The 17,544-nt window shown below is 61.7% G+C and carries 14 protein-coding genes; 9 read left to right on the top strand and 5 right to left on the bottom strand.

Features of this window, described 5'->3' with window-relative positions; all coding sequences use genetic code 11:
• Nucleotides 1-60 precede the first annotated feature (60 nt).
• The 4 genes from rsmA to AC07XZ_RS00175 are packed head-to-tail and all read right to left on the bottom strand — an operon-like array spanning nucleotide 61 to nucleotide 5,957.
• The gene (rsmA, locus tag AC07XZ_RS00190) at nucleotides 61-879 is read right to left on the bottom strand and encodes a 16S rRNA (adenine(1518)-N(6)/adenine(1519)-N(6))-dimethyltransferase RsmA (protein ID WP_085746589.1); all 819 of its coding nucleotides are present in this window, start codon (nucleotides 877-879) and stop codon (nucleotides 61-63) included.
• Nucleotides 876-1,865 (bottom strand): 4-hydroxythreonine-4-phosphate dehydrogenase PdxA, encoded by a 990-nt coding sequence (gene pdxA / locus AC07XZ_RS00185; RefSeq protein WP_102685686.1) that lies wholly within the window; start codon nucleotides 1,863-1,865, stop codon nucleotides 876-878. Before pdxA ends, rsmA begins: the two co-directional genes overlap by 4 nt.
• A complete protein-coding gene (surA, locus tag AC07XZ_RS00180; RefSeq protein ID WP_139832903.1) occupies nucleotides 1,862-3,178 on the bottom strand; it encodes a peptidylprolyl isomerase SurA in 1,317 nt (438 codons plus the stop codon). Before surA ends, pdxA begins: the two co-directional genes overlap by 4 nt.
• Nucleotides 3,159-5,957 carry an LPS-assembly protein LptD gene (locus AC07XZ_RS00175; RefSeq protein ID WP_102685685.1) on the bottom strand — a complete coding sequence of 933 codons (2,799 nt, stop codon included), beginning with the start codon at nucleotides 5,955-5,957 and terminating at the stop codon, nucleotides 3,159-3,161. The genes surA and AC07XZ_RS00175 overlap by 20 nt, the downstream gene beginning before the upstream one ends.
• 130 nt (nucleotides 5,958-6,087) lie before the next feature.
• On the opposite strand from AC07XZ_RS00175, the gene AC07XZ_RS00170 reads away from it, so the two are divergent.
• From AC07XZ_RS00170 to AC07XZ_RS00160, 3 genes are read left to right on the top strand one after another with little or no spacing between them, the layout of a single operon-like run.
• Entirely contained in the window at nucleotides 6,088-7,107 is a 1,020-nt protein-coding gene (locus AC07XZ_RS00170; protein ID WP_085746586.1) for an aminoglycoside phosphotransferase family protein, read from the top strand.
• Nucleotides 7,104-7,775 (top strand): N-acetylmuramate alpha-1-phosphate uridylyltransferase MurU, encoded by a 672-nt coding sequence (gene murU, locus AC07XZ_RS00165; RefSeq protein ID WP_102685684.1) that lies wholly within the window; start codon nucleotides 7,104-7,106, stop codon nucleotides 7,773-7,775. The genes AC07XZ_RS00170 and murU overlap by 4 nt, the downstream gene beginning before the upstream one ends.
• Nucleotide 7,776: 1 nt before the next feature.
• The gene (locus tag AC07XZ_RS00160) at nucleotides 7,777-8,544 is read left to right on the top strand and encodes a TerB family tellurite resistance protein (protein WP_102685683.1); all 768 of its coding nucleotides are present in this window, start codon (nucleotides 7,777-7,779) and stop codon (nucleotides 8,542-8,544) included.
• Nucleotides 8,545-8,607: 63 nt separating this feature from the next.
• On the opposite strand, the gene AC07XZ_RS00155 is transcribed toward AC07XZ_RS00160, so the two are convergent.
• Complete coding sequence (locus AC07XZ_RS00155) at nucleotides 8,608-9,597, bottom strand: alpha/beta hydrolase family protein (protein ID WP_085746583.1); 990 nt, start codon at nucleotides 9,595-9,597, stop codon at nucleotides 8,608-8,610.
• Nucleotides 9,598-9,670: 73 nt separating this feature from the next.
• On the opposite strand from AC07XZ_RS00155, the gene AC07XZ_RS00150 reads away from it, so the two are divergent.
• The 6 genes from AC07XZ_RS00150 to AC07XZ_RS00125 all read left to right on the top strand — a co-directional run bounded on the left by AC07XZ_RS00150 (nucleotide 9,671) and on the right by AC07XZ_RS00125 (nucleotide 17,361).
• Entirely contained in the window at nucleotides 9,671-12,070 is a 2,400-nt protein-coding gene (locus tag AC07XZ_RS00150; RefSeq protein WP_007959927.1) for a PAS domain-containing sensor histidine kinase, read from the top strand.
• Nucleotides 12,071-12,700: a response regulator gene (locus tag AC07XZ_RS00145; protein ID WP_011336200.1), complete on the top strand. Its 630-nt coding sequence runs from the start codon at nucleotides 12,071-12,073 to the stop codon at nucleotides 12,698-12,700. It abuts the gene before it with no gap.
• Nucleotides 12,701-12,918: 218 nt separating this feature from the next.
• Nucleotides 12,919-14,043 carry an ABC transporter ATP-binding protein gene (locus AC07XZ_RS00140; protein ID WP_007959931.1) on the top strand — a complete coding sequence of 375 codons (1,125 nt, stop codon included), beginning with the start codon at nucleotides 12,919-12,921 and terminating at the stop codon, nucleotides 14,041-14,043.
• A gap of 48 nt (nucleotides 14,044-14,091) precedes the next feature.
• A complete protein-coding gene (locus tag AC07XZ_RS00135) occupies nucleotides 14,092-15,135 on the top strand; it encodes an ABC transporter substrate-binding protein (RefSeq protein ID WP_007959933.1) in 1,044 nt (347 codons plus the stop codon).
• Nucleotides 15,136-15,276: 141 nt separating this feature from the next.
• On the top strand, nucleotides 15,277-16,524 hold the full coding sequence (locus tag AC07XZ_RS00130) for an ABC transporter permease (protein ID WP_007959935.1): 1,248 nt from the start codon (nucleotides 15,277-15,279) through the stop codon (nucleotides 16,522-16,524).
• A gap of 12 nt (nucleotides 16,525-16,536) precedes the next feature.
• Nucleotides 16,537-17,361 (top strand): ABC transporter permease, encoded by an 825-nt coding sequence (locus AC07XZ_RS00125; RefSeq protein WP_085746581.1) that lies wholly within the window; start codon nucleotides 16,537-16,539, stop codon nucleotides 17,359-17,361.
• The last annotated feature ends 183 nt before the right edge of the window (nucleotides 17,362-17,544 follow it).

Genomic DNA, 17,544 nt, shown 5'->3' with positions numbered 1-17,544 from the left:
TAGGCAAGTATCGGGCAGTAGACCAGAGTTGGCGTCCCGCCCGATAGCGATCATTGCCGGTCAGTCGGCTTCAGGCGCCTTTGCCGGCTGTTCGGCGAGCTTGTCGGCCAGGCGCACGAACGCGGCCAGATCGAGTTGCTCGGGGCGCAGGCTGCCATCGACGCCGGCGGCTTCGATTTCGGCATTGCTCAGCAACTGCTTGAGGGTGTTGCGCAGGGTCTTGCGGCGCTGGTTGAAGGCTTCACGCACCACACGCTCGAGCAGGCGATGATCCTTGGCCGGATGCGGCAGCACCGCGTGCGGTACCAAGCGGACAATTGCCGAGTCGACTTTCGGTGGCGGATTGAATGCGCCCGGGCCGACGTTGAACAGGTGTTCGACCCGGCAGTGGTACTGAACCATGATCGACAATCGACCCCAGTCACCGCCACCCGGACCTGCGGCCAGACGCTCGACCACTTCCTTCTGCAGCATGAAGTGCATGTCGCGGATGATGCCGGCGTTGTTCAGCAGGTGGAAAATCAGCGGCGTGGAGATGTTGTATGGCAGGTTGCCGACCACGCGCAGGCTGTTCGGCGCAGCGTTCAGGCTGTTGAAATCGAACTTCAGCGCATCGCCCTGATGCAGGTTGAAATTGCTCTTGTTGGCAAACTGCTGGTTGAGGATCGGGATCAGGTCCTTGTCCAGCTCCACCACGTCCAGCTGTGCGCCGGAGTTGAGGATGCCGGCGGTCAATGCGCCCTGGCCCGGCCCGATTTCCAGCATGCGGTCGCCGGCCTTGGCACTGATGGAGCGCAGGATGCGGTCGATGACGCCGGCATCGTGCAGGAAGTTCTGGCCAAAGCGTTTGCGCGCCTTGTGTTGGTATTGCTCGGTCATAAACGGGTCTCGGCCATCTGGTAGGCGGTTTCCAGGGCGACTTGCAGGCTGCCGGTGTCGATCTTGCCGCTGCCGGCCAGATCCAGGGCGGTGCCATGGTCGACCGACGTGCGGATGATCGGCAGGCCCAGGGTCACGTTGACTGCAGCGCCGAAGCCTTTGTACTTCAGCACGGGCAGGCCCTGGTCGTGGTACATCGCCAGCACTGCATCGCAGTGCTCCAGATATTTGGGGGTAAACAGAGTGTCGGCAGGCAGCGGGCCACGAAGGTCCATGCCCTCGCCGCGCAGGCGCTCCAATGTGGGTTCGATGATGTCGATTTCTTCATGGCCCAGGTGTCCGCCTTCACCGGCGTGCGGGTTAAGCCCGCAGACCAGGATGCGCGGTTGGGCGATGCCGAATTTTTGTTGCAGATCAGCGTGCAGAATCCGCGTGACCCGCTCCAGCCGCTCCGGCGTGATCGCATCGGCGATGTCGCGCAAGGGCAGGTGAGTGGTGACCAGCGCCACGCGCAAACCGCGGGTCGCGAGCATCATTACCACTTGGGCGGTGTGGGTCAGGTCGGCGAGAAATTCGGTGTGGCCGGAAAACGCGATGCCCGATTCGTTGATCACGCCTTTGTGCACCGGGGCGGTGATCATTCCGGCGAAGTCGCCGTTCAGGCAGCCGTTGCCGGCGCGGGTCAGGGTTTCGAGGACGAATGCGGCGTTGGCCTTGTCCAGTTGCCCGGCGACCACGGGGGCGCTGAGCGGGGTGTCCCAGACGTACAGGCTGTTGGCGGGCGCCGGTGCGTCCGGCCAGTGGTCAGGCGCCACTTCCAGCAAGCTGACGGCCAGCCCCAGCTGCGCGGCCCGCTCTTGGAGCAGGTCGCGGCTGGTGATGGCAATCAGGGGATGTGGCTGGGCTTGCGAGGCGAGCAGCAGGCACAGGTCGGGACCGATGCCGGCCGGTTCGCCGGGTGTCAGCGCGAAACGCTTGGGTTTCACTGCGCTGCCTGGTCTGCACCAGGGAGTTTGATCTCTACGTACGCTTCGTCACGGATCTGACGCAGCCAGGTTTGCAGCTCTTCGTCGTATTTGCGGTTACGCAGTACGGTCATCGCTTGCTGCTCACGGGCCTGTTCGGTGCTATCGGTGGCGCGACGGCCAAGGACTTCCAGAACGTGCCAGCCGTACTGGGTCTGGAACGGCTTGGACAGCTGACCCTGCGGGGACTTGGCCATCACGGCGCGGAATTCCGGTACCAGTGCGTTCGGGTCGATCCAGTTCAGGTCGCCGCCGTTGAGGGCAGAGCCCGGGTCTTCCGAATACTTCTTGGCCAGTTCGGCGAAATCTTCACCGGCTTCGATGCGGTTGTAGAGCGATTGGGCCAGCTCCTTGGTCTTGGCTTCGTCGCGAACCGGACTTGGCTTGACCAGGATGTGGCGCACATGCACTTCGTCGCGCATCTGGCTCTCGCCACCACGTTTTTCCAGCAGCTTCAGGATGATGAAACCACCCGGAGTGCGTGCCGGTTGAGTGATTTCGCCAGTCGCCATGCGGCTCAGTTCACGGTCGAACGGCGGTGGCAGTTGAGCGGCTTTACGCCAGCCCATATCGCCGCCTTCCAGCGCGTTGTCACTGGCAGAGTTGGCTACGGCCATCTGGCCGAAGTCGGCGCCTTGCTTGAGCTGCTGGTAAACCTCCATCGCCTTGCGAGCGGCACTCTGAATCGCTTCGGAGTTGGCGCTTTCCGGGGTCGGGATCAGGATGTTGGCCAGATGCAGCTCTTCGGACAGTTGCATCTTGCCCAGGTCGGAGGCAAGGAAGTTCTTCACCTCCTGTTCCGAGACCTGGATGCGTTCGGCCACGCGGCGCTGGCGTACACGGCTGATGATCATTTCGCGGCGGATCTGCTCGCGAGCGTCTTCATAGGAGAGGCCGTCACGGGACAGGGCAATGCGGAACTGCTCCGGGGTCATGTTGTTGCGCTGGGCAATGGTGCCCACAGCCTGGTTCAGTTCCTCATCGGTGATGCGGATACCGGAACGCTCGCCGATCTGCAGTTGCAGGTTTTCGACGATCAGGCGCTCGAGCACCTGTTGGTCCAGCACGCCCGGAGGTGGTAAACCGCCGCCACGCTTGGCGATGGTTTGCTGAACTTCGTGGACGCGTTGATCCAGCTGGCTCTGCATGACTACGTCGTTGTCGACGATGGCCACCACTTTATCGATGGACTGCACCGCGGCGTTGGCCGCGGTACCCAGGAACAGCGCGCCCAGCATCAGCGGGCGCAGACAATCAGAAAGCTTGGTCTTCACGTTGACGATAACCTTGGATGCCTTTGTCGAGGAAGCTCTCTACCTTGGCGCCGGTGAGGCCGCCGAGTCCCTTCAGAACAATTTGGAGGAAGACGCCGTGGTCGCCTTTTTCGTTTTGCGGAGCTTCCTGACTGAATTCGTCGTAGGAAACCCAGTAACGGTTGATCAGGCGCAGTTTCCAGCAGCAGTTGTCGTACTCGAAACCACCGAAGGCTTCCAGTGTACGGTTGCGGTTGTAGTCGTACTGCCAGCGGCTGATGGCGCTCCATTGTGGAACGATTGGCCAGATGACCGAGAAGTCATGCTGCTGGATCTTGTAGTAGTCCTTCACGTAGCCAGGTTGACCCGGTGTGCCGTAGTCACCGCCGCCCACCGACCACTTGCCGGTGTTCTGGTCGTAACGAACCTGGTCGTTGCGATAGCGATAGCCGACGTTGACCACCTTGTTCGGGTTGTCTTCAGGCTGGTAGTGGAACATCGCGCTGCCGGAACGCGGGCTGTGGCTGTCCGGATCCCAGTTGTAGTCGGCAGTGGTGCGCCAGTCGCGGTTCCAGCGGTATTCGTATTCCAGTGCATAAGGCGAAACACTGGACTTGGCGTCGTCGCGATCGTTGAACGCGATACCCGGAAGTTGAACCTTGCGATCCTTGAAGTACAGCGCCTGGCCGACACTGATGCGTTGACGTTCGAAGCCGTCGTCTTCGATCCAGCGACTGGTCACGCCCAGCGACAGCTTGTTCTCGTCGCCGACACGGTCGGAGCCGGAGAAGCGGTTGTCACGGAACAGCGACGCGTAGTTGAAGGTGTACTCGCTGGTGTCGAATACCGGAATGTCTTCCTGGTCCACCTCGGGTACATAGAGGTAGAACAAGCGCGGTTCCAGGGTCTGACGATAGTTCTTGCCAAAGAAGGATGTGTTGCGGTCGAAGTACAGGCCACCGTCAATGCTGGCGATAGGTACGCCGCGGTTCTGGTTGCTGTCGAACTTGCCGAACAGTTTCTGGTTCTCCGGCGACAACGCGGCGATATCCGACTTGCCTTTGCTGTCCAGATCCAGTTGATACTGCGTGTACTGGTACTTCAACGATGGTTTCAGGAAACCATAGGTCCAGTTCATTGGCAGGCTGACGCCTGGTTTCAGATTCAGACGGTCGCCATTGGCGCGAGCGAGGCCGAACACGTTGTTGTCGAGGCGAGGCTCGGTTGTGCCGTCTTCGTTCGTGAAATCGCCATTTTTCAGATCGCGATCGAAACGAACGATCTCGGTCTCGTAATCGAAATCCAGTCCTTCCGGATGATACGGCAGCTGGCCATTGAAGGTGATTTGCGGCAGGCGGTCATACGGTGTGATGTTCGATACGGTTGCCAGCTGATACGCCTGGGCATTCAAACGGGCGGTGTAGCTGTCGCCACGATAGGTGACCGAGCCCTGCTGGTTCACGTAGTCGGCACTTTTCACGCCGATCTGGTCGGTCTGCAGATCCTGGAAGTAATAAGGATCGCTGATCTTGGTGTAGTCCACCTGGGTGAGCACGCGGGAGTCGAGACCACCCTTGTGCTGCCAGTTGTACATGTAGCGAGTCTTGTCGTAGTCGGTCTGGCCCTTGCGCTCGTCGTCCTCGTCGTTGAGATACGCTGCGCCGAACTGACCTTCGCTCGACTTGGTCAGGTAACGGAATTCGCCTTCCATCAACATGCCGCGCTTGCTCATGTAGCGCGGATACAACGTGGCATCGTAGTTCGGTGCCAGGTTGAAGTAGTACGGGGTCACCAGCATGAAGCCGGTGTCGCTGCCGGTGCCGATGGTCGGCGGCAGGAAACCCGACTGACGACGGTCGTCGATCGGAAAGTAGATGTACGGCGTGTACAGGACAGGAATGTCCTTGACCCGCAACGTCACGTTGGTCGCGGTACCGAAGCCGGTAGCAGGGTTCAGGGTGATGTTGTTGCCCTTGAGCTGCCAGGCGTTGCTGTTCGGTTCGCACGTGGTGTATGTGCCGTCCTTCAGACGGATGATCGCGTTTTCGGCACGCTTGGCGTACAGCGCGTTACCGCGGATGCGCGACTTGTGCATGACGTATTCGGCGTTGTCGACCTTGGCTTCACCGGTGTCCAGCTGCACATCGGCGTGGTCGCCGACGATCAGCGCGCCGTTGTCGCGAATGCGCACGTTGCCCGCCAGTTCGCCACGGCTCTCGGCCTGATACAGGTTGGCCTCGTCGGCTTCGACCTGCATGCTGCCCTGACGCATGACCACGTCACCGGCGAGACTCGCGACCTGCGAATCCTGCTGGTAACGCGACGCTTTGGCGCCGATGAAGGTCGGGGCGTCACTTTTATTCGTCTTGTCATTCATGCCAGGACGAATCGGTTCGATATAGGAACCAGAGCAGTAAGGACCGGTCTCGGCCAGCTGGGCGGCGGTGAGTTTCTCGCGCGGAACCCAGTCGAGGTGACTGTAGTCTTCGCTACGGGATTTCAGGCCACGGCCCTTGGACTCGGTAACCAGTACCGGCTTGGGCCCGGACTCCGCAGTGGAGCCGCTCTCGGCCGGGGCTTCGCCAGCGGCACTGACGGCACTGCCGTCATGCACGGGACGCGGCGGCAAGGTAGCGGCCGGCGTCTTCGGCGAGCAGGCCCAGCCTCCCGTTGCCGAGACGGCGCAGTCATACTGCTCGGCGGCAACAACGAATGAACTGGCCAGAGGTTGCATAGCCAGCAGACTGCCGGTTACCAACAACGGAAATTTTTTACGAAACGCGGGGGATTTCAATGCCATCTTATTAGTCCGGGCTTCCTGCGTGCCATCTGCCCGCGGTGTGGGCCGCACGCCTCTCGATGGTCTGAAAAAGATGCTGGATAATAAAGCATGACCCGCTTGACGGCTAGCGCCGTCGGAGACCCTTGCAATGCCTGATCAAGATGTACGCTTGCAACACCTGAAAGTTTGGCTCGATGAACAGTTGGCAACCCTTTTTGCAGATCAGGGCTGGGGAGCCGTACCCCCGGCCACGTTGACCGCGGCCAGCAGCGACGCGAGTTTCCGTCGGTATTTCCGTTGGGAAGGCGCGGGTCGCAGCTTCGTCGTGATGGACGCGCCGCCACCTCAGGAAAACTGCAAACCGTTCGTGGATATCGCCTTTTTGCTCGCGAAATCCGGCATCAACGTGCCGAAAATTTATGCAGAAGACCTCGAACGCGGGTTTCTTTTGCTCAATGACCTGGGCAACAAGACCTATCTGGACGTGATCGACAGCGAAAATGCCGACGCGTTATTCAGCGATGCCCTGCAAGCACTGCTGGCTTTTCAGCAGCTGCCGATGGTGGCGCCGCTGCCGAGCTATGACGTCGCGTTGTTGCGCCGCGAGCTGGAACTGTTTCCCGAGTGGTACGTGAAACGCGAGTTGGGCGTCGAGTTCGATGCAACCCAACAGCAGCAGTGGCAAAAGGTCAGCGATCTGCTGATCGACAGCGCCCTGGCCCAACCGAAGGTCTTGGTGCACCGCGACTACATGCCACGCAACCTGATGCTCAGCGAGCCAAATCCCGGCGTGCTGGATTTCCAGGACGCCGTGTACGGCCCGGTGACCTACGACGTGACTTGCCTGTTCAAGGACGCCTTCCTCAGCTGGCCTGAAGAGCGTGTGCGCGGCTGGCTGGAAAGCTACTGGCAGCAGGCGTCGGCGCTTAACATCCCGGTGCAGCCGGACTTCGAAGAGTTCCTGCGCGCCAGCGACCTGATGGGCGTGCAGCGCCATCTGAAAGTCATCGGCATCTTCGCCCGCATCTGCCATCGCGATGGCAAGCCGCGTTACCTCGGCGATGTGCCGCGTTTCTTCTCCTATATAGAAGCGGTCATCGCGCGCCGTCCCGAGCTGGCGGATCTGCAGGCACTGCTCGCCAGCCTGCGTGGTGGAGTGACGGCATGAAGGCAATGATTCTGGCGGCGGGCAAAGGCGAGCGCATGCGCCCGCTGACCCTGACCACCCCCAAACCGCTGGTGCGAGCCGGTGGCGTGCCGCTGATTGAATACCACCTGCGCGCCCTCGCGGCGGCAGGTTTCAATGAGATCGTGATCAACCATGCCTGGCTCGGACAGCAGATCGAAGATCATCTGGGCGATGGTTCGCAGTTCGGCGTGTCGATCCAGTACTCGCCAGAGGGCGAGCCACTGGAAACCGGTGGCGGAATTTTCCGCGCCTTGCCGCTGTTGGGCGACGACGCGTTTCTGGTAGTTAACGGTGACATCTGGACCGATTACGACTTCAGCGTGCTGCATCAGCCGATCAGCGGCCTGGCACATCTGGTGCTGGCGGACAATCCGGCCCATCACCCGACCGGCGACTTCACCCTGACCGACGGCCAGGTGCGTGATGGCCAGACCGACGCGGCGACCCTGACCTACAGCGGTATCGCCGTGCTGCACCCGCAGTTGTTCGATGGCTGCAGCGACGGTGCCTTCAAACTGGCGCCGCTGCTGCGTAAAGCCATGGCGAACGGGCAGGTGACCGGCGAGCGGTTGAAAGGTCACTGGGTCGATGTCGGCACGCACGAGCGTCTGGCCGAAGCTGAAGCCTTGATAGAAGCGAGTCGCTGATATGTTGTGGCCAGGGACTCTGATTGGAGCCGGAGCGGGTTTTGCTATTGCCAGCATTCCGGGGGCCATGCTTGGTGCTTTGTTGGGGCAGGCGCTGGATCGGCGTCTGCATTTGCAGAGCTGGGGGCATTTGCGGGAAAAACTCGGCGGTCGGCCGATGCTGCGCAACGACGAGCTGTTGTTCGTGTTGCTCGGGCGTCTGGCCAAGAGCGACGGGCGGGTCACGGACGGTCACATCCAGCAGGCGCGTCACGAGATGCGCGCGCTGGAAATGAGCGAGCCGGCGCAGCGCCGGGCGATTGCCGCGTTCAATCGCGGCAAGTCAGGCAACGACAATCTGCGCGGTTATCTGCGTCGGTTGAGTGCTCAGCCTCATGCGGCCGAAGGCGTGTTGCGCGCCTGTTGGCGAATGGTCTGGGCCGATGGCCGGGCCGGTGTCAGCGAGCGTGAATTGCTGGCGCAGTGGGGCAAGTGGCTGGGCTGGACGACGCACCAGATTCAGGCGCTGGCGGCGGATTACGAGCCGCACAAGCGTCCGATCGTCAGCGCGGCGGTGAGCTATCAGGAGGCGATGCGCCTGCTCGGCGTATCGGCCACCAGCGAACCGGCGCAGATCAAGCGTGCCTATCGACGCCTGCTCAGCCGACATCACCCGGACAAGGTGGCCGGGACGGGCGCCACGCCGGCGCAGGTGCGTGAGGCCACCGAGAGGACCCGCGAATTGCACAATGCCTACACGTTGATTCGCGAACGGCGGGATTTTCGTTAGGCATAAAAAAATCGCAGCGTCGGGCTGCGATTTTTTTTGTCTGCGTTTTGACGGTCCGGACTTTTAGTCCGGGCTCTGCGGATTCAGCCAGCCACGCACCCGGCGGAACAATTGCTCCTGCTCGGCCTTGTTGTCCGGCAGGGCCTTGAGTGCGACCTGACTGAAAGAGGACGTCTTCAGCCGCTTGCTCGCCTGCATGCGCTCCAGTGCCGAGTTGCGGTCCGGCGCCTTATCCATGTAGAAAATGTCGGCTGTCGGCAGTTTCAGGGTCGGTGTCAGTTCCACCAGTTCCGGTTTGGCCTTGGCCGGGGTCTGCGCGGCCACCAGCAGCAGCTTCTCGACCTGCGAGCTCTGTCGCTCGCTCACGTAACGCGCCGCCCAGTAGGCGCCGGTACCATGACCGAGCACGACGATGCTGCGCGCGCTTTGTTGTTCGGCGTAGGCCAGTGCCGCGTCGATGCGGGCGAAGATTCGCTCGGCGTCGGCCTTGGACTGTTCTTCGGTGGATTCAGCCACGACTTTGTCGGCCACATCGGCTTCGCCGCCGGCGGCTTGTTCGATCGGCTCGGCGGTGGTCGAATCCTTGCTGCCCGGGTCGGCGGTTTTCGGTGCGGCGGGGGCTTCAGCCACGCGCGGTGCGATGGCATCGCTTTGCAGATCGGGCAGGGTGATACTCAGGCTGCTCCACTCGACGTCCGGCAACTTGCGGCGCAACGGGCCGATCGCCTGGGGCCAGTCAGCGGTTTCGCCGGCACCGGGAACGAGGATCACCGCGCCTTTGGGTTCGGCGGTGTTGGCCGGTTTCCACAGGGCGAGGAAGGTGTCGCTGCCCGCTTGCAGTTGCTGTTGTTCCTGGGCCGGAACCTTGCGTTCGAGTGCCGCGGCTTCTTCCTGACTACGCTCAAGCAGTGGCTGGCGTTCGACCGGTTTTTCTTCGGCGGCTTTTTCTGCGGCGGGGGCGGGTGCCGGATCCGCAGCTTCGACGGAAAACGCACAAGGCAGGATCAGCGACAGGCACAATGCTGGCATTGCCAGGCGATAGACAGGGGGCATCGGTTATTCCAGGCCAGAAGTTATCCCGGCAGCCTAATGGGTTGGTCAGAATTTGTCAGTGTATGAGACTTCAATGATGCGTTTTTGCTGCCTGTGGGTTATCGGCTGTCTGGCGTTTCCCTTGATGGGTTGGGCGGCGCCTGCGCCACCGAGCCACCTCGCGCGGTTATCGGCGAGCGAACAACAGTGGCTCGCACAGCACAATGAATTGCGCGTGGGCCTGGTGTTGCAGGCGCCGTACGCGCAATACGACCGGCGCTTGCAGCGGCTGTCAGGGGCCAACGTCGAAGTCATGAAAGCATTGGCCAGGGCGCTGAATGTCGAGCTGAGCTGGCGCAATTTTCAGGATCTGGCCCAACTCGAGGCTGCTGCCCGGGATGGCGAAATCGACATCGCTCCGGGCCTGACCCAGACCCCGGGCGGGCTGCGTCTGTGGCAGTTCTCCGACCCGTACATGCGCGTGCCGCAACTGGTGGTCAGCGACCAGAAAAGCAGCGCGACCGTGGAGCTGGAAAAACTCGACAGCCAGACCCGCGTCGCCGTGCGCATGCCCGGCGTCACCGCCGATTACCTGCGCGGCAACTATCCGCACCTGAATCTGCAAGGCGTACCGATGGAGCGTCAGGCGCTGCAACTGTTGCTGAGTCAGCAGGCGTCCTACGCGGTGGTCGATGAGGCGCAGCTCGGTCGACTGTCGGCGGAGCCGGAGTTTGCCGGGCTGGTGGTGGTCGGTGATATCGGTCTGCCGCAACTGCTGCGCATCGGCACCCGCCGCGACTGGCCGGAACTGGCCGGAATCGTTGAAAGCGCCCTGCGCGCAATCCCGGCCAAGGATCTGGAACGCCTGCATGCGCAATGGCTGCAACCCAAGTATCCACGGCTTTCCGAGTCGCCGGGCTTCTGGCAGAACCTGAGTCTGTTGTTCGCAGTGTTGCTGCTCAGCTGCGTGGCCATCGTGTTCTGGCAACGCCGCCAGCAACGCAGTCTTGAACAACGTTTGTTCGACGCGCGTGAAGACATCGCCCTGCGTGCCGCCAGCGAAGAAGCCCTGCGCCTGACCCAGTTTTCCATCGATCAGAGCACCGTCGGCATTCTCTGGGTCAACTGGGACAGCCATGTGCGCTACGCCAACCGTGCGGCAGAAAACATGCTCGGTTATCCACAGGGCGCCATCATTGATCGGCCGTTGATCGACTTCGAACCGGGCCTGCACATGGACCGCTGGCTCAACCTGTGGAAACGCGCCCGGGCCAGCGAAGAAGGGCCGCTTAGTTTTGAAACCAACTGTGTGCGGGCCGATGGCAGTGTGCTGCCGGCGGACGTGTCGCTGAGTTTCCTGCGTTTTCGTGATGGCGAATACCTGGTGGTTTATCTCACCGATGTCACCGAGCGCCGTCGTGCCCTGGCTGCGTTGCAGGAAAGCGAGGCGCGGCTGCAAGGCATCGCGGCCAATGTGCCGGGGCTGGTGTTCCGTCTCGAGCGCGCACCGGTAACCGGGCAGATCGACTTTGCCTACATCAGCGAGGGCAGCGAAAGTCTGGTCGGCTACGCGCCGGCCGCCATCGCCCATCGCGACATGGGCCTGCGCAGCCTGGTGCATCCGGATGACCGGGCCGCTTATCACCAGACCCAGGATCAAGCGCTGGACACCGACAGCGACTGGTCGTGGCAGGGCCGGATCCTCACGCGCCAGGGCGAGCAACGCTGGGCCGAAATCAAGGCGATCACCCGTCAGCTGGAAGGCGGTTCATATGTCTGGGACGGCATTGTCTGGGACATCACCGAAAGCAAACGCATCGAACTGGAGCTGGCGGCCTCCCGCGAGCAACTGCGCGAATTGTCGGCGCACCTGGAAAGCGTGCGGGAAGAGGAAAAGGCGCGCATCGCCCGCGAGGTTCACGATGAGCTGGGGCAGATGCTGACGGTGCTGAAACTGGAGACATCGATGTGCGAACTGGCCTACGCGCAACTCGACCCCGGTCTGAACGAACGGCTCAACAGCATGAAACGCCTGATCGCCCAGTTGTTCCAGCTGGTGCGCGATGTGGCGACGGCGTTGCGCCCGCCGATTCTCGATGCCGGGATCGCCTCGGCGATCGAGTGGCAGGCGCGGCGGTTCGAGGCGCGCACGCAAATTCCGTGTCTGGTGCAGGTGCCGGACAACCTTGCGCCGCTCAGCGACGCCAAGGCCATCGGCCTGTTCCGCATTCTTCAGGAGGCGCTGACCAACGTCATGCGCCATGCCCAGGCGCATACTGTTGAACTGACGCTGGCGCAGGAAGGCGACGAATTGTGTCTGACGGTCAGCGATGATGGCGTAGGATTTGTCGCCGCTGCCGGCAGGCCGACATCCTTTGGACTGGTGGGCATGCGCGAGCGGGTGTTGATCATGGGCGGGCAGCTGTCACTCGACAGCGAGCCGGGCGAGGGCACCACGCTGAGCGTGCGGGTGCCACTGGATGAGGAGAAGTAAGTGATCCGTGTACTGGTAGCCGAAGACCACACCATCGTTCGCGAAGGCATCAAGCAATTGATCGGCCTGGCCAAGGATCTGCAAGTGGTGGGGGAGGCGAGCAATGGCGAGCAGTTGCTCGAAACCTTGCGCAACGTGCCCTGCGAAGTGGTGCTGCTGGATATCTCGATGCCCGGCGTCAACGGGCTCGAAGCGATTCCAAGGATCCGCGCGCTGAACCATCCGCCGGCGATTCTGGTGCTGTCGATGCACGACGAAGCGCAGATGGCCGCCCGGGCGCTGAAGATCGGCGCCGCCGGGTATGCGACCAAGGACAGTGATCCGGCGCTGCTGCTGACGGCGATCCGCAAGGTCGCGGCCGGCGGGCGCTACATCGATCCGGAGCTGGCCGACCGCATGGTCTTCGAAGTCGGCCTGACCGATGCGCGGCCACTGCACTCGCTGCTGTCGGAGCGCGAGTTCTCGGTGTTCGAACGCCTGGCCCAGGGCGCCAACGTCAACGATATCGCCCAGCAACTGGCCCTGAGCAGCAAGACCATCAGCACCCACAAGGCGCGGCTGATGCAGAAGCTCAACATCACTTCGCTCGCCGAGCTGGTGAAGTACGCGATGGAACACAAGCTGCTCTGAGCGACATATCCAATAGCGACAAGCGCTTTTGCCGGTTCTGACGGCTTGAGCCCCGACCCATGCGTCGGGTTTGCCAAAACGCGCCATCCTTGTAGGGCAATCCCTACCCCCGGCCTTCCATCCGGCTGAGGCGATTCTCTCCTGCGCCCCGATTTGCGTGACTGCAAGCAGCCACTAGGCTTAATCCCACAGCAGTCATCAATAACAAAGGTGTGGGTATGAGCCAGGTCGAATCAAACGCAGGGGCCAGCGATGTGCTGGTCAGCTTTCGTGGAGTGCAGAAGAGCTACGACGGCGAGAACCTGATCGTCAAAGACCTCAACCTGGACATTCGCAAGGGCGAATTCCTCACCTTGCTCGGGCCGTCCGGCTCGGGCAAAACCACCAGCCTGATGATGCTCGCCGGTTTCGAAACGCCGACCGCCGGTGAAATCCTCCTGGCCGGGCGGGCGATCAACAACGTGCCGCCGCACAAGCGCGACATCGGCATGGTGTTCCAGAACTACGCGTTGTTCCCGCACATGACTGTCGCTGAAAACCTCGCGTTCCCGCTGACCGTGCGCGGCCTGAACAAGAGCGATGTCAGCGACAAGGTCAAGAAAGTCCTGAGCATGGTCCAGCTCGACGCGTTCGCATCGCGTTACCCGGCGCAACTGTCCGGCGGTCAGCAACAGCGTGTGGCACTGGCTCGCGCGCTGGTGTTCGAACCACAACTGGTGCTGATGGACGAACCCCTCGGCGCTCTCGACAAACAATTGCGCGAACACATGCAGATGGAAATCAAACACCTGCACCAGCGCCTTGGCGTAACCGTGGTCTACGTGACCCACGACCAAGGCGAAGCCCTGACCATGTCCGACCGCGTTGCCGTATTCCACCAGGGCGAGATCCAGCAGATCGCCCCGCCACGCACCCTCTACGAAGAACCGAAAAACACCTTCGTCGCCAACTTCATCGGCGAAAACAACCGCCTCAACGGTCGCCTGCTCAGCCAGAACGGCGAGCGTTGTGTGGTCGAGCTGGGGCGTGGGGAAAAGGTCGAGGCGCTGGCGGTCAACATCGGCCAGACCGGCGAGCCGGTCACTCTGTCGATCCGTCCGGAGCGCGTCAGCCTCAACGGTTCGAGTGACCAATGCGTCAACCGCTTCTCCGGGCGGGTTGCCGAATTCATCTATCTGGGCGACCACGTCCGGGTGCGCCTGGAAGTCTGCGGCAAGACCGACTTCTTCGTGAAACAACCGATTGCCGAGCTCGATCCTGCGCTCGCAGTCGGCGACGTGGTTCCGCTTGGCTGGCAGGTCGAGCACGTTCGCGCGCTCGATCCTCTTCTAGAGGCGCACTGAAACGCCCCGCAATACCAACACCAACCCTGCACGTGGAGAGAACAATAAATGTTGAGATCCCTGAAGTTCACAGCCCTGACCCTGGGCCTGATGGGTGCGGCAAGCGCAATGGCCGCTGGGCCGGATCTGACCGTGGTGTCGTTTGGCGGGGCGAACAAGGCGGCGCAAGTCAAAGCCTTCTACGCACCGTGGGAAGCGGCGGGCAACGGCAAGATCGTCGCCGGCGAGTACAACGGTGAGATGGCCAAGGTCAAAGCCATGGTCGACACCAAGAGCGTGTCCTGGGATCTGGTAGAGGTTGAATCGCCGGAGCTGTCCCGTGGCTGCGACGAAGACATGTTCGAGCAACTGGATCCTGCGCTGTTCGGCAAGTCCGAAGACTACGTCAAAGGCGCGATCCAGCCGTGCGGCGTGGGCTTCTTCGTGTGGTCGACCGTGCTGGCCTACAACGCCGACAAGCTGAAAACCGCACCGACCAGCTGGGCGGATTTCTGGGACACCAAGAAATTCCCGGGCAAGCGCGGCCTGCGCAAAGGCGCCAAGTACACCCTCGAATTCGCACTGATGGCCGACGGCGTTGCGCCGAAAGACGTCTACAAGGAACTGGCCAGCAAGGGCGGTCAGGATCGTGCGTTCAAGAAACTCGACGAGCTGAAACCGAACATTCAATGGTGGGAAGCCGGCGCCCAGCCGCCGCAATACCTCGCTTCCGGTGACGTGGTCATGAGCTCGGCCTACAACGGTCGTATTGCTGCGGTGCAGAAAGAATCCAACCTGAAAGTGGTGTGGAACGGCGGCATCTACGACTTCGACGCATGGGCCATTCCGAAAGGCCTGGACGCCAAGCGTGCGGAAGCGGCGAAGAAGTTCATCGCGTTCTCGGTGCAGCCGCAACAGCAGAAGACCTACTCGGAAAACATCGCCTACGGCCCGGCCAACTCCCAGGCAGTGCCATTGCTGGACAAGGCAATCCTGAAAGACATGCCGACCACCCCGGAAAACATCGCCAACCAGGTGCAGATCGACGTCAGCTTCTGGGCTGACAACGGCGAGCAACTGGAGCAGCGCTTCAATTCCTGGGCTGCGAAGTAACCAGAGGGCTCGCCCTCCTGTGGGAGCGAGCCTGCCCGCGATTGCGGTGTGTCAGTCGGCATCAATGTTGAATCCGAAGGCGCTATCGCGAGCAGGCTCGCTCCCACATTCTCGATTGATCAAAGATTTGCGGAGTACGTCATGGCCATCGCCGTTCCCCTGAACGAGGGCAACAGCCCCACCTTGAAGCAGCGGCTCAAGCACGCCGAGCGGGTCAACCGCTGGAAGGCCCAGGCGCTGATCGCGCCGCTGGTGCTGTTTCTGTTGCTGGTGTTCCTGGTGCCGATCGTGGCGCTGCTCTATAAAAGCGTCGGCAACCCGGAAGTGGTTGGCGGCATGCCGCGCACCGTGACCGCGATTGCTGCGTGGGACGGCCGAGGCCTGCCCGCAGAACCGGTCTACAAAGCCGCCAGCGAAGACCTCGCCGAAGCGCGCAAAAACCAGACCCTGGGCGATCTGTCCAAACGCCTGAACATGGAGTTGGCCGGCTATCGCAGCCTGCTGACCAAAACCGCCCGCTCGCTGCCATTCGCCAGCGAACCGGCCTCTTATAAAGAAGCGCTGGAAGGCCTCGACGAGCGTTGGGGCGATCCGGCCTACTGGCAAGCGGTGAAGCGCAACACCAGCAGCATCACCCCGTTCTATCTGTTGGCGGCGGTGGATCATCGTATCGACGACCTCGGCGAAATTGCCCCGGCCACCCCGGATCAGGCGATCTACCTCGACATCTTCGCCCGGACCTTCTGGATGGGCCTGATCATCACCGTGATCTGCCTGGTGCTGGCCTATCCGCTGGCGTACCTGCTGGCCAACCTGCCGTCGCGTCAGAGCAACCTGCTGATGATTCTGGTGCTGCTGCCGTTCTGGACGTCGATTCTGGTGCGGGTCGCCGCGTGGATCGTGTTGCTGCAATCCGGTGGTTTGATCAACAGCGCGCTGATGGCGATGGGCATCATCGATAAACCGCTGGAGCTGGTGTTCAACCGCACCGGGGTCTACATCTCGATGGTGCACATCCTGCTGCCGTTCATGATCCTGCCGATCTACAGCGTGATGAAAGGCATCTCGCCGACCTACATGCGCGCTGCGATTTCCCTCGGCTGCCATCCGTTCGCCAGTTTCTGGCGGGTGTACTTCCCGCAGACCTACGCCGGTGTCGGCGCCGGTTGCCTGTTGGTGTTCATCCTCGCCATCGGCTACTACATCACCCCGGCGCTGCTGGGCAGCCCGAACGATCAGATGGTCAGCTACTTCGTCGCGTTCTACACCAACACCAGCATCAACTGGGGCATGGCCACTGCACTCGGCGGCTTGTTGCTGCTGGCGACCGTGGTGCTTTATCTGATCTACAGCTGGCTGGTGGGCGCCAGTCGCCTGCGCCTGAGCTAAGGGGAATTTGAAATGCTGAGTCCTTATATGTCGCCCGTCGAGCGGGTGTGGTTCTACAGCTTGCGGATCCTCTGCGGCTTGATCCTGTTGTTTCTGATCCTGCCGGTGCTGGTGATCGTGCCGCTGTCGTTCAACTCGGGCAGTTTTCTGGTGTACCCGCTGCAAGGCTTTTCGCTGCACTGGTACCAGGACTTCTTCGCCTCGGCGGAATGGATGCGCGCGTTGAAGAACAGCATCATCGTCGCCCCGGCCGCGACCGTGCTGGCGATGGTGTTCGGCACGCTGGCGGCCATCGGCCTGACCCGTGGCGACTTCCCCGGCAAGCCGCTGGTGATGGCGCTGGTGATTTCACCGATGGTGGTGCCGGTGGTGATCATCGGCGTGGCCAGTTACCTGTTCTTCGCGCCGCTGGGGCTGGGCAACAGTTTCTTTTCGCTGATCGTGGTGCACGCGGTGTTGGGTGTACCGTTCGTGATCATCACGGTGTCGGCGACGTTGCAGGGATTCAACCATAACTTGGTGCGGGCGGCGGCCAGCCTGGGCGCCTCGCCACTGACTACGTTCCGTCGGGTGACCTTGCCGCTGATTGCGCCGGGGGTGATTTCCGGGGCGCTGTTTGCCTTTGCGACCTCGTTCGATGAAGTGGTGGTGACACTGTTCCTCGCAGGTCCCGAGCAGGCGACGTTGCCTCGGCAGATGTTCAGCGGGATTCGCGAGAATCTGAGCCCGACGATTGCGGCGGCTGCAACGCTACTGATTGCCTTCTCGGTGATTCTGCTGCTGACGCTGGAGTGGTTGCGTGGGCGGAGTGAGAAACTGCGTACTGCTCAGATTTAGTGTTCGGCTCAAGAGCCACCCCTCACCCCAACCCTCTCCCCAATGGGGAAAGGGGGAAAGGGAGCCGATCTCTATGCTTTTCAAAATTTGAGTTCAACTCGGTAATTCAGGTCAATGGATGGCGAAAGTTCACCACGGTCAGTCCCCTCTCCCTCCGGGAGAGGGTTAGGGTGAGGGCGCTCT

The sequence above is a fragment of the Pseudomonas sp. GW458-11-26-14-LB4 genome (assembly GCF_059423925.1).
This window is presented reverse-complemented; position numbering and strand designations above follow the sequence as displayed.

What these genes read in the sequence shown, in the direction of transcription:
- rsmA (WP_085746589.1), bottom strand. Translation starts at nt 879, where the DNA reads ATGACCGAGCAATACCAACACAAGGCGCGCAAACGCTTTGGCCAGAAC.
- AC07XZ_RS00175 (WP_102685685.1), bottom strand. Translation starts at nt 5,957, where the DNA reads ATGGCATTGAAATCCCCCGCGTTTCGTAAAAAATTTCCGTTGTTGGTA.
- AC07XZ_RS00170 (WP_085746586.1), top strand. Translation starts at nt 6,088, where the DNA reads ATGCCTGATCAAGATGTACGCTTGCAACACCTGAAAGTTTGGCTCGAT.
- murU (WP_102685684.1), top strand. Translation starts at nt 7,104, where the DNA reads ATGAAGGCAATGATTCTGGCGGCGGGCAAAGGCGAGCGCATGCGCCCG.
- AC07XZ_RS00160 (WP_102685683.1), top strand. Translation starts at nt 7,777, where the DNA reads ATGTTGTGGCCAGGGACTCTGATTGGAGCCGGAGCGGGTTTTGCTATT.
- AC07XZ_RS00155 (WP_085746583.1), bottom strand. Translation starts at nt 9,597, where the DNA reads ATGCCCCCTGTCTATCGCCTGGCAATGCCAGCATTGTGCCTGTCGCTG.
- AC07XZ_RS00150 (WP_007959927.1), top strand. Translation starts at nt 9,671, where the DNA reads ATGATGCGTTTTTGCTGCCTGTGGGTTATCGGCTGTCTGGCGTTTCCC.
- AC07XZ_RS00140 (WP_007959931.1), top strand. Translation starts at nt 12,919, where the DNA reads ATGAGCCAGGTCGAATCAAACGCAGGGGCCAGCGATGTGCTGGTCAGC.
- AC07XZ_RS00135 (WP_007959933.1), top strand. Translation starts at nt 14,092, where the DNA reads ATGTTGAGATCCCTGAAGTTCACAGCCCTGACCCTGGGCCTGATGGGT.
- AC07XZ_RS00130 (WP_007959935.1), top strand. Translation starts at nt 15,277, where the DNA reads ATGGCCATCGCCGTTCCCCTGAACGAGGGCAACAGCCCCACCTTGAAG.
- AC07XZ_RS00125 (WP_085746581.1), top strand. Translation starts at nt 16,537, where the DNA reads ATGCTGAGTCCTTATATGTCGCCCGTCGAGCGGGTGTGGTTCTACAGC.